General features: G+C 38.7%; 8 protein-coding genes. 4 read left to right on the top strand and 4 right to left on the bottom strand.

Annotated features, from left to right (window positions below):
* Positions 1–72 precede the first annotated feature (72 nt).
* Positions 73–993 (bottom strand): TraB/GumN family protein, encoded by a 921-nt coding sequence (locus tag ND6B_RS01450; RefSeq protein ID WP_033104297.1) that lies wholly within the window; start codon positions 991–993, stop codon positions 73–75.
* A gap of 27 nt (positions 994–1,020) precedes the next feature.
* Positions 1,021–1,371: a hypothetical protein gene (locus ND6B_RS01455; protein WP_013463912.1), complete on the bottom strand. Its 351-nt coding sequence runs from the start codon at positions 1,369–1,371 to the stop codon at positions 1,021–1,023.
* 284 nt (positions 1,372–1,655) lie between these two features.
* Between ND6B_RS01455 and ND6B_RS01460 the strand changes: the two genes are divergently transcribed.
* Entirely contained in the window at positions 1,656–3,800 is a 2,145-nt protein-coding gene (locus ND6B_RS01460) for a winged helix-turn-helix domain-containing protein (protein WP_033104296.1), read from the top strand.
* 146 nt (positions 3,801–3,946) lie between these two features.
* Here ND6B_RS01460 and ND6B_RS01465 read toward each other — a convergent pair whose 3' ends face one another.
* Entirely contained in the window at positions 3,947–5,008 is a 1,062-nt protein-coding gene (locus tag ND6B_RS01465; RefSeq protein WP_033104295.1) for a hypothetical protein, read from the bottom strand.
* A gap of 29 nt (positions 5,009–5,037) precedes the next feature.
* Positions 5,038–7,863 carry an excinuclease ABC subunit UvrA gene (gene uvrA, locus ND6B_RS01470; RefSeq protein WP_024602149.1) on the bottom strand — a complete coding sequence of 942 codons (2,826 nt, stop codon included), beginning with the start codon at positions 7,861–7,863 and terminating at the stop codon, positions 5,038–5,040.
* A gap of 162 nt (positions 7,864–8,025) precedes the next feature.
* On the opposite strand from uvrA, the gene ND6B_RS01475 reads away from it, so the two are divergent.
* The 3 genes from ND6B_RS01475 to ND6B_RS01485 all read left to right on the top strand — a co-directional run bounded on the left by ND6B_RS01475 (position 8,026) and on the right by ND6B_RS01485 (position 12,131).
* Entirely contained in the window at positions 8,026–9,393 is a 1,368-nt protein-coding gene (locus ND6B_RS01475; RefSeq protein ID WP_024602150.1) for an MFS transporter, read from the top strand.
* 20 nt (positions 9,394–9,413) lie between these two features.
* Positions 9,414–10,115 carry a single-stranded DNA-binding protein gene (gene ssb, locus ND6B_RS01480; RefSeq protein ID WP_024602151.1) on the top strand — a complete coding sequence of 234 codons (702 nt, stop codon included), beginning with the start codon at positions 9,414–9,416 and terminating at the stop codon, positions 10,113–10,115.
* Between the two features lie 369 nt (positions 10,116–10,484).
* Positions 10,485–12,131 carry an EAL domain-containing protein gene (locus tag ND6B_RS01485; protein WP_033104294.1) on the top strand — a complete coding sequence of 549 codons (1,647 nt, stop codon included), beginning with the start codon at positions 10,485–10,487 and terminating at the stop codon, positions 12,129–12,131.
* The last annotated feature ends 16 nt before the right edge of the window (positions 12,132–12,147 follow it).

The raw sequence follows: 12,147 nt of genomic DNA, 5'->3' as shown, positions 1-12,147 counted from the left end.
ATATCACGCTGATTAACATTAAAAAGCCAAATATAAATAGAAGTGACATTGCTTGCTTGTCTGTTTTATCCATCAATCGGCCTCAGCAGTTGTTTTGGAAGTTGTATTGTTAATATCAACTAAAGATACTTGGTAGCCTTTACTCTCAAGTAATGTCAGTAAGCTATCTTCTCCGGCGAGGTGTCCTGCGCCCACAAGTACAAATTCACTTTTATCGTTTTTAAACATTTGTTCTACTTTAACTAGCCAGTTATTGTTTCTATCGGTCATTAATTGTTTATAAGTTGCAGGATCATTTTTTTGCATCGGTTCAAGTGCTACTGTATAGAGCGATTGTGTATCACCCTCACGCCAAGCTGAGAGTAATTTTTTAAACATCACACCGTAATTATCAAACCCAGCTAAATTATTTTTGATAAAGTCATTTTCGTTATGTTCACCCATAGTCTTAAATAACTCTAACTGAAATGCCATCGTCTCTAAGTATTGTTGTTCTTTATTATCTAATGTCGCTTTTTTAGTAAAGTAAGCGTCAACGCCTTCACCCATTAAATTTTGTTTTTGCAACTCCATCGACATCAGCACAATACTAACCATTGCTGGGCGAAAGTTATCTAATTTATTCAGATTTGCACCAAATTCAGCCAGCTTGTTTTCTAATGCGAGCTTTACCTCTGGAGTTAGCTTTTGGCTCAATGTTTCATTATTTTTATAGGATAGTGCGCTCAACATTTTCATTTGTGCTTGTGCATCGCTAGGATCAGGTATTGGTGCTTCTAATACAATAGTATCTGCTTGTTTATAGGCGTGGTTAAACTCCACTGGTAGAGGCATTTCTGATTTCGGTAAAATGTGTACTGTGCCGCCAATAAATAATGAGTCATTTCCTTTGCTTACCTGCCACACTGAGCTTTGTGCTTGCACAGTCGTTGCTAATAAGCAGCTGCTCAATAATACAGTTGCTGAAAATACTTTTTTAGTAAATGCCTTCATAACACTTCCTTAATGAAATTTTATTTATTATTGATTGGTTAAAATAGTGCTTATATAAGTTGTTAGTGATGACGTTATTTTCGAAAGGTTGCTATCAATTTTTGCGTTCATCTTGTTTATAGAAGATTCAAAGTCGGCCGTTATTTGATTCTCTATACTAGTAAATAATGTTTCAGTGTTTACTTCATGCTTAATGAGTGAATCGGTGTTTGTAGCATAAATTATTTGATTGCTATTGATGACTATTTCACCGGCTGCACATTGCCCTGAATTAGCTAATAGCGTGTTGCTTTTGCTTTCTGTAGCGACTGCAGAGGCTGTACTAAATACTGTTGCTAATATAATTACGGGTAATACTTTTTTAGTTGCGTTATTCATAATGAAACCTTTTTTATGTTTAAAAGTCAGCTTAATTAACATTTAAAAGTCGTGTTCAGTAAGCTGCTTGTTGATGACGTTTTAAAGAATATCGCTGAATTTACCGAGAGTCGCTTATCTAGTTGTGAGTGATTTATTTATAAGAATTTTTATTGTTTTTATCGTTTTAAATTAAAGTGTTAGCCTTAAACCTTATCTGCAGAAATAAGGTTTCTAATTCACCTAACTATATTAAAAAGTGTACCTGTGATAGGGTTAGTGAAAAATAAAAATACGTAAACACTATGAATTATCAAATCGGACCTTGGCAATTTATTAGTAATCGATGTGTGATTACTTCAAACAACATGGAAAGGGAATTAGACCCACTTTTAGTAAAGCTATTACTGTATTTTATAGATAAGCCTCAACAAATCGTTTCCCGTCAAGCGCTAATAGAGAGTGTGTGGCAGCAAAGCTTTGTAGACGACAATGCCATTAATCGTGCTATTTCAGAGTTAAGAAAGCAGCTTGCTCACCCCATTGAAAAAGCGCCGCTTTTGAAAACGCATTACCGTAAAGGGTACAGTCTAACCGTCATACCAGAGCGCTTAACGCAAGCAAGCGTTTTTGAAGAGCCTGCAAACTTTTTGCCTGACTCACCGGATGTTTTTGCCAAAAATGAAGAGGTAGTGACTGCAACTACTTCTCAACCGGTTCAAAGAACGAATAGTAAAAAGTTTTTGATCTATTCTTTAGTCGTCATTATTTTTATATGCTTTTTAGTATGGTTAGGGTTGTTTTTTATTAATGCACCTTCTAGCGAAAAGATTAAACAGATCACGGTTAATAAGGTAGCAAGCACGTGGAATATTGGCAGCGAGGTTCACCCCGAGGTATCTTCTGATAAACAGTTTTTAGCTTACACTAATATAGAACCTGAAAATGACGTAATGCATGCATTTGTTAAGCGTCTTTCAGATCAGCGAGAGATTGAAATTACCTATCCAGGCTTTCAGGTGTCTATTTTATCATGGCAGTTAAACCAGCACTCAGTGCTATTACAAGCTACCAATTTAAAGCAGCAAAAGTGCGAAATGGTACTTGTTGATTTAAGCCAGTTTCCTGTTATAGGGGAGGCTACCTCTATTAAAAAGTGTGACCTTAGATATACAGGTTATGCGCAAGTAGACGAAAGTGGTGAACATATTTATTACACCGAATATAAAAATGAGCATGAAGGTTCAGGTTTATATAAGTTTGATTTAGAACTTAAAAAAGAATTCATAGTGATCCCACCACCAGGGGTAATGTATGGCGTAATCATGCCGCGTTTATCTCATTCTGGTAATAAAATAGCATATATACTTAGTCAAAAGGGTAAGCCTTTTTCTGTATTTAGTTATAACTTTGAGACCCATGAAACCAAGCGGTTATTTAAAGCAGAAAAAAGCACGATTAGCTTTGCATTTGATTGGCTTGCTGACGATAAAGGCGTGATTGTACTTGAAGGCTCTGAGCTTTCAACCATTATGTTTGATGAAAAAAACATTGTTAAACATACGCTAACAGTAACCCCAAAGATAAATCCTTATTATATAGCGGTTCACTCTGCCAATAGTCTTTTTTATTCAGAGAATAAAACCCAATCATACTCGCTAATTAAAGCAACAGACCCTTTTGGCGATACACCTAAGTATGAAACACTCTATAAAAGTGATAAAGACGACTACAACATTATTGAAATAGTTAATAAAGAAGGGCCTGCGCATGTTTTCGTATCTGAGCGTTCTGGCAGCAGTCAATTATGGCTCTCTCAAAATGGTTTTACAAAGCAACTTAGCTTTTTTAATTACGATGATACCCCTTCGATTTTTGCATTAGGAATGCTCAGAGCTTCTCCCAATAAGCAGCGCATAATGTTCATAAAAAATAAAAGCTATTCACTTTATGACGTAAACGCTCAAAAATTTTATCCGTTAGAAGAATTTAATAAGCATAAAATAATAAGCTATATTTGGTCAAAAAATAACGAAAGCATTATTTATATTAAGCGATTTGGTTCAAAAAATATATTGGCAGAGTTTAATTTACTCACCCGCGATACACGCGTGATAGAAGGAATAAAAGCGAATAAACTCATTTCAGATAGTAAAGGTAACGGATACGTAACCAATGATAATCAATTAATTCGCCTTTCAGATAGGCAAAGCTGGGAATTACCTAAAAATGCCAAAAAGTCAGTTGCATATGGCATTAGCAAAAACTATTTCTATTATTCAGATTCTATTTCTAGAATCGCTAGGCTAAATTTACAAGATCAAACCATACAAGATACACACGTGGACTTTCGACCTATTGGTTTTGAGGTAAACGAAAGCAATGAAATATTGTTTACGGGATCTAAGTATAAAGATATGCAAATAGTACAAATTAGTTGGGGCGAATAGCACTATTCATTATGCTGAAAAAGCCAGCGCGCGTGCAGAAACTAAATTAAAAGCAGTTTATGATGCGGTTGGGTTTATTCCACGCCCATAAGCGCGTTAATTTGCAGATACAAAAATGCCGCTAATTTAGCGGCATTTTTTATATTTTAATGTTTTGTAGCAGAAATACCGGCAGACTCACAGGCTCTAACTATAAATTGATAACCGTAAGGCATGCTTTGATCAGGCGTTATTTCAATAATTTCGTAATCATTGAGCTCGATTGACTTACTCTCTGTTGATTTCTTACAGCGTGAATAACTGTCTGCTTCATAACTATAGGCAAACATGGCAATTAAGCGCTTACTACGTTCAAAGTAGCCTTTAGTATCTAAAAACTGCCTAACCGTTTGAGTGTTCTCATCTTCGCCTTCTAAGCGAATACCAAATGTTTTTGTCTGAGCGCCGTCATTGTCTGAAGAGGGGAGTTTTTTCTCTATTTGCTCACTCAACTTTTCTATGGCTTGCTCTTGCTCAGCGGGTGATTTATTTGCGAGCGATTGGCTATTTTCAAAGCTATTTACTATATCGTTTAATACTTTTTCAGGCGGTTTTTCATCAATAAATGCAATCAGACTTACAAACACTACTGTCGCTAAAAAAAAGCGGGTTAATGCAGTTAGAAGTGGTGAGTAGCTTTGGCTAATAAACTTTATGCGATCAGATCCAAATGGCTTGATTAGTAATAACACTATGATGTAAAAAGGCAAAATAAGTTGTAATCCGAGCAGTGTTGCCAGGGTTATTCCTAGTGTCCAAGGCGGTAAATATAATAAAGTGGCAAAGTTATGGGTGTAATTAAAGTGATTAGCTGATACCTGAGTGACTTCATTTACAATGCCACTAGCACTTGCTAAAACAAAGTTAGCAATACTGGCATAAAATACCAAAATAAGTGCTTTACCTGCGAGTGAATTCCATAGTTGATTAAACTTAGGCCAAAATTCTATGATCAGCGCAATAATAGTAATAGTGGCACATAGCCACGTTAACTTAAAAATGGCTAGGGTTATAAACGCAAGCAGATAAAGTTTTTGCGCGGTGTTAAGGTTAAACCATATGCTTTTTATATGGCTAAGCAGTTTAACTTGGTGTGGTTGCCAGCTTTTTTGCTGTTGCTTAAACTGCTTATTAGCACGCCATTTTGCAATTTTTAAATACCTTAACACCGACTTTCCTTATCTAAAGCGTATTACCGTTATTTATTTAATAACGGTTTTAAGTAGTGCCCAGTATGAGAGCGCTGGCATTCAGCCACTTCTTCTGGTGTACCTGCAATCAGTATTTCACCGCCGCCAGCACCACCTTCAGGGCCTAAATCAACGATCCAGTCGGCTGTTTTGATTACATCTAAATTGTGCTCAATCACTACAATGGTATTGCCATGATCGCGCAGACGATGCAGTACTACTAATAACTGCTCTATATCTGCAAAGTGCAGGCCTGTTGTTGGCTCATCTAATATGTATAGCGTTTTACCGGTATCACGCTTAGAAAGCTCACGTGCTAACTTAATTCGCTGTGCTTCACCACCAGAAAGTGTTGTAGCGGCTTGGCCTAAGCGGATATAAGAAAGTCCAACATCCATTAGGGTTTTAAGTTTGCGTGCTATAGCCGGTATTTTATCAAAGTAGTCATGGGCATCTTCAACGGTCATGTCGAGCACTTGGTTGATGTTTTTGCCTTTATATTGTACTTCTAAGGTTTCGCGATTATAACGTTTACCCTTACACACATCACACGGTACATAAACGTCAGGTAAAAAGTGCATTTCTACTTTAATAACGCCATCACCTTGGCATGCCTCACAACGCCCACCTTTAACATTAAAGCTAAAGCGACCCACTTTGTAACCACGTGAACGGGCTTCTTGAGTACCCGCAAACAGCTCACGAATACCGGTGAAAATACCAGTATAAGTTGCAGGGTTTGAACGCGGTGTGCGGCCAATAGGGCTTTGGTCAATATCAATCACTTTGTCAAAGTGTTCAAGGCCTGCAATTGACTTGTAAGGCGCCGCTTCTGCGGTTGTGGCACCATTAAGCTCAGTGTGAGCAAGTTTAAATAAGGTGTCGTTAATGAGTGTAGATTTACCTGAGCCCGATACACCGGTAATACAGGTCATTAAGCCAAAGGGTATTTTTAAATCAACATTTTTTAAGTTATTACCGGTAGCGCCAAACAGCTCTAACCATTTATCGTTAGTAGCATGGCGCTCTTTAGGCACTTCAATTTTACGCACCCCCGATAAAAACTGACCGGTAACCGAGTCTTTGCTCGCTAAAATATCATCGCGTGTACCTTGAGCAATAACATGGCCGCCATGCACACCAGCACCCGGACCAATATCAATAATATGATCTGCCGCGCGGATCGCGTCTTCATCATGCTCTACAACAATAACGGTGTTACCTAAATCACGTAAATGCACTAAGGTTTTTAATAAACGGTCGTTATCACGTTGGTGTAAACCAATAGATGGTTCATCTAATACATACATAACACCCACTAATCCAGCGCCAATTTGACTCGCTAAACGAATACGCTGTGCTTCACCGCCAGAGAGCGTGTCGGCGCTGCGCTCAAGTGATAAGTAATTTAGGCCAACATTTATTAAGAAAGATAAACGATCGCGAATCTCTTTTAAAATCTTCTCCGCAATTTGGCCTTTTTGCCCAGTCAAATGCAAGCCTTCAAAAAAGCTCATTGCCTCACCAATACTCATATGTGTGATGGTTGGTAAGTTAGTTTGACCAATAAATACGTTACGTGCTTCTTGGCGAAGGCGCGAACCTTTACAACTAGGACACGCTTGACTAGTTTGATACTTAGCTAGCTCTTCACGCACAGAGTTTGATTCAGTTTCGCGGTAGCGGCGGTTCATATTATTTAACACGCCTTCAAATACATGATTACGTGTAATTAAATCACCGCGGTCATTACGGTAATTAAATGCAATTTTAGTATCACCCGAGCCATCTAGAATAATTTTCTTATGTTCTTTAGCTAGTTCCTGATAAGGCACATCTAAATCAAAGTCGTAATGTTGTGCAACTGCTTGCAACATTTGATAGTAGTAAAAGCTGCGTTTGTCCCAACCTTTAATTGCACCGCCAGCTAAACTTATCTCAGGGTTATGAACCACGCGATTAGGGTCAAAGTATTGCCTTACACCTAAACCGTCACAGCTTTGACAAGCCCCGGCTGGGTTGTTGAACGAAAATAGACGCGGTTCAAGCTCTGTCATCGCATAGCCACAGGTTGGACAGGCAAAATTTGCTGAAAACAGCATTTCTTCAGCATTGCTATCGTCCATAAACGCAATGTTGGCAACGCCGCCTGACATTTCAAGTGCTGTTTCGAATGATTCCGCGAGACGTTGTTGCTGGCCGTCTTTGACTTTAAAGCGATCAACCACGACTTCAATTGTGTGCTTCTTATGTAGATCTAGTGGTGGTGGATCAGATAGGTCGCACACTTCGCCATCAATACGTGCGCGAATGTAGCCTTGGCTTGCAAGCTGCTCTAATAGCTTTACATGTTCGCCTTTACGGTCTTTAACAACAGGGGCCAAGAGCATTAGCTTTGTGCCCTCAGGCAGCGCCAGTGCGGTATCGACCATTTGGCTGATTGTTTGCGCCGCGAGCGGTAAATCATGAGTCGGACAGCGAGGTTCGCCAACGCGTGCAAACATCAAGCGTAAATAATCGTAGATTTCAGTAATAGTTCCCACGGTTGAACGTGGGTTATGCGAGGTTGATTTTTGTTCTATGGAAATAGCAGGAGAAAGGCCTTCAATATGATCTACATCGGGCTTTTCCATTAATGACAAAAACTGCCTTGCATAAGCAGAGAGTGATTCAACATACCGGCGTTGCCCTTCTGCATACAGCGTATCAAATGCAAGTGATGACTTTCCTGAACCAGATAAGCCAGTAATAACAATTAGTTTATCACGTGGGATGGTTAGGCTGATGTCTTTTAAATTGTGCGTGCGGGCGCCTCGGACTTCAATGTTTTCCATGCTATCTCGTTTATTGCCAAAATTATTTGCTCAGTATCGCATAATACGCTGCAATATTAATCCTTGATCATCGAAAAATCCTTAGTTATAGACGATTAATTATTGCCAAGCTTGTGATAGAATCCTTGCCTAATTTTTTAACACAGTAAGATCACGCAAATAATGACCGCATCTTCACTTAATTCACGAGAAAAACGCGCCGCCGTATCGTTAGCGAGTGTGTTTGCATTTAGAATGCTCGGCTTGTTTATGCTGATGCCTGTTTTAGCTATTTATGGTCAAGAGCTTGAAGGCTTTTCACCTATCTGGATTGGTTTTGCAATTGGTGCGTATGGTTTAACTCAGGCCGTATTACAAATCCCAATGGGGAGACTTTCCGATAAAATAGGTCGTAAAAAAGTCATAGTCGGTGGTTTGGCGGTGTTTGCTTTAGGTTCGGTAATTGCCGCTTTGGCAGAGTCTATTCAAATGGTGACGGTAGGGCGTGCGTTACAAGGCATGGGAGCTATCGCCAGCGCATTATTAGCGTTTGCATCAGATTTAAGCCGAGATGAACAGCGCCCCAAAGTCATGGCGGTGATTGGCATGAGCATCGGCATGAGTTTTGCATTTGCGATGTTATTAGGGCCGATAGTGGCAGCTTCGTGGGGCATTGCAGGCGTATTTTGGCTAACGGCTATTTTGGCTGTGTGTGGTATTTTTATAGTCACTATGCTCGTTCCCAGTGCAATAAATAAAGCCCCTAAAGGCGATACGCTTGCCAGTTTTAGTGACATCAAAAAATTGATTAAACACCCACAGCTGGCACGTTTAAATGCAGGCGTATTATTGCTGCATCTAACATTAACGACTATTTTTGTAGTATTACCAAGCCAATTAATTAAAGATGGCTTAGTGGCCGAAAACCATTGGCAGCTTTATATTCCGGTTTTATTTTTGGCGTTTTTTTTAATGGTGCCCGTGATGATAGTGGCAATTAAAAAAGAGAAAGAAAAACAAGCCTTTATTGGTTCTGTTATGGTTTTAATAGTCAGCATGTTAAGTATGTCTATGTGGGCAAACAGCGTTGTTGGTATTGCGGTTTGTATGCTGTTATATTTTGTTGCGTTTAACTTTTTAGAAGCCACTATGCCGGCTCTTGTGTCGCGTATTGCTCCAGCAAGCCAAAAAGGCTCAGCCATGGGGGGGTATTCATCGAGCCAGTTTTTAGGCGCTTTTTTAGGCGGCATGCTTGGCGGGTATGTAGCACAAACAACTAGTACGCAAGCTGTGTTTGCGGCGGCGGCACTTGTTGGGGTAATATGGCTTATTATTGCGTGGAAAATGCAAGTCCCACCGAAAAGCAAAGTTATTAGTTTAATGACCCAATTAGATTCTGAAGAGCAGGCACAAACACTGGCTTCTCAGTTAGTTGCTTTACCCGGCGTAATAGAAGCAACCGTAGTTCGCGATGAAAGTCGTAGCTACTTAAAGATTAATGATAAAGAATTTGACCTAGACCAAGCCCGAAGAGTGGCTGGTTTAATCTAACGTTTATAGGAGATGGTTCCATGGCACGCGGTGTGAACAAAGTAATTTTGGTTGGTAATTTAGGGCAAGATCCTGAAGTTCGTTACATGCCTAATGGTAATGGTGTAGCAAATATTACCTTAGCAACTTCAGATAGCTATAAAGATAAAAACACTGGCCAAATGGTTGATAAAACTGAGTGGCACCGTGTGGTATTTTTTGGCAAGTTAGCTGAAATTGTGGGTGAATACTGCCGCAAGGGATCACAAATTTACGTAGAAGGTAAACTTCAAACCCGTAAATGGACTGATCAACAAGGCCAAGAAAAATACACCACAGAAATCGTTGTCGATGGCTTTACGGGTCAAATGCAAATGCTAGGTGCACGCGGTGGCGATCAACAAAGTGGTGGCTATCAAGGTAACCAAGGTGGTCAACAAAGTAGTGGCTATCAAGGAAACCAAGGCGGGCAACAAAGCGGTGGTTATGGTCAAAATAACCAAGGCCAAAATAGCCAGCAAGGCAGTTATGCTCCACAGCAGCAATCTGCACCTGCTCAGCAGCCAGCACCGCAGCAAAACAACCAATACCAGCCACAGCAGCAAGGTGGTTTTGCACCACAACAAAATAGTGCACCACAACAGCAAGGCGGGTTTGCACCTAAGCCACAAAATGCACCGCAAGGTGGCGCATCAAACCCTATGGAACCAACAATCGACTTTGATGACGATATCCCGTTCTAATTCAAGACAAAATATTAAATGTTTAAAAGTTTTCTAGAAAGCCGCTATTAAGCGGCTTTTTTTATTAAAAAAATGACCGTATTCCATTTCTACAGTTTTTAAATCTGAATAAACACTTCCTAAAGTAAACATATGAATGTGTAAAAAGCACTGTGATATTGGTGTTTTTATTTTTTGAGCCAAGCCCTCCTTTGTTCAAACTAATATATAAATAATGACAGCTGTTTAGTTAACTAATTGAAGGCTAAATATAATGTTTATAAACATTAAGTACTAACTTTTAAACCTCTGCTAAACTTTTATTATTGGCTTGTACAATTGCAAATAGTAGACAACACTTTAATAACTTATTTGATGTGCCGGTGGGTTATGAAAGCCAGTAAATTTCACTTTACCAATTATTCAAATGCTTTGTTTTATGCTCTGTGTATCGCCTTGCTAGTGATTATTAATAGCGGTTTAAGTTTGGTTTTACAGCATCAAAACGAGCAAGTTGGTTTAAAGCTAGCGAAGCAATTGCAACAGCCATTGGCCAATGAAAAACAACTTATTGCAAATACGCCTTTTACGCTCGCCCCTAATAAAAACTCTATTTATATAGAAAAACAAAAACATTATTTTAGCGCTAACTCAAAAGGAATTTTGCTCTACTCATGGCCAGTTTGGTATAGCTATAGCTATTTGTTTTTAATAATAAACGCGGTTCTTTTGCTCGCTATACTTTGTATTCGACGTTTTAAAAAGCCTAAAACAATAAAAAACAGCACAATAACCTCTAAACGTCAGCAGCACTTTAATAATAAGAAAGTGCGTTATGCACCCAAAGTGAGTTCTTTACAGCTCGCTCCAATAGCGACAACTAATGTGCAGGAAGCAATTAAATATAATGTATTTGCACTTATTCAGTGTGAATGTCATTTTGATGCAAACACTGACTTACAAGCGACTCTTAAAGTCTTATTGGCAAAAGACTTTATTAATACGACTGAAATATCCGTTAAGTTATTAACTGCAGGCAATTTCGCTTTTACTCTCAAAGGGATTGATGCAATTGATAAACTCAATTGCGCTAAATATTTACATCAATGCATTGTAAGTGCCGCTCATGTATTGGCGCCAAGAACTGCACAGAGGCATGTAAAAGTAGGTTTATGTACTTATTATTCCGAGGCTGATCAGGTTATGGTGTATCAGTTGGCAAAGTCAGCACTTACTCTTTCGCAGCAAAATCGAGTTAAGCATTATCACCAATTAGCGTTAAATTATGGTCATGTCCAAAAGCTCGATAGACACTCAATATCACAACGAATTAAAAAGCAAAAATTGGCTATTTTATTTCAACCAGTATACGAGCTCGATAGCGGCGCTATTATTAAGCATTACGTATCAATTAAAAGTAATGACAGGGGAAATAAACAATTACTTAATCAAGAAAGTATCAGTCAATTTTATAACGAAGGTGAGGCGCTATTGCACGATCAAGCGGTAGTTATGCAAGTAAAAAAACTATTGCTTATAGATAAATCATCGTCAGTTATTAGTATTAAGTTACATCCTAAAAACTGGTTTAATAACGAGTTTTGGAGCTGGTTAACTGCTTATATCAATGACTTAAAAAACCAACATACACTGCAATTTTCTATAAATGAATCAGAATTCTTAAATAATCAATTACGTTTGCAAGGCGCTTTTGCAGCAATAGCGGCACTAAACTGCAATATTGTAATTGATGATGTGAGAAGCAGTAAAAATATTTTTAAGTTTACGCTTAATAAACAAATATCAGGGCTTAACTTAGCTTCTGAACTTGTCCATGGGATAGAGCGCAGTAATTCACAACAAAAATACGTTAGGGGGATTGTGCATATAAGTAGATTATTGAGCTTGTCAGTATTTGCACTTGATGTAGAGACGCCTCAGGAGCTACAACTTTTAAAAGTAATAGGCATTAGCGGCGCGCAAGGAGGATATTTTTCTAAATTACTCCCCAATTATACTCAAGTCGCATTTCACTAATGCTAAGCAATTAACA

The organism is Pseudoalteromonas sp. ND6B (assembly GCF_000764215.1).
GTDB classification, from domain to species: Bacteria; Pseudomonadota; Gammaproteobacteria; order Enterobacterales; family Alteromonadaceae; genus Pseudoalteromonas; species Pseudoalteromonas tetraodonis.
The sequence above is the reverse complement of the archived record's forward strand: the minus strand, read 5'-3'. Positions and strand labels throughout refer to the sequence as shown.